This is a genomic window from Lysinibacillus sp. RU7 (assembly GCF_057837305.1).
The window spans coordinates 1-231 of the sequence record NZ_JBYQFK010000346.1 but is presented as its reverse complement, the minus strand read 5'-3'; the positions used below and the strand labels follow the sequence as shown (position 1 = coordinate 231).

General features: G+C 71.9%; 1 protein-coding gene. It reads left to right on the top strand.

Annotated elements, in window-relative coordinates:
• Positions 1-231 (top strand): Bug family tripartite tricarboxylate transporter substrate binding protein (locus AC3II9_RS22660; protein WP_489159047.1); only part of this gene is annotated, 231 nt, incomplete at both ends.

Below are 231 nucleotides of genomic sequence, written 5' to 3'. Positions count from 1 at the left end.
GCGGGGCCGCATTCAGCGCCGCCGCACAGGACACGGGCAAGTTCCCCGGCAAACCCCTCACCGTGGTCGTGCCCCAGGCCGCGGGTGGTGCCAACGACGCCATTGCACGCGTGCTGGCGCAAAAGCTCGGCGAGCAACTGGGCCAGTCGGTGGTGGTGGAGAACCGGCCCGGCGCGGGCGGCAATGTGGGCACGGCCTACACCGCCAAGACCAGGCCCGACGGCTACACCC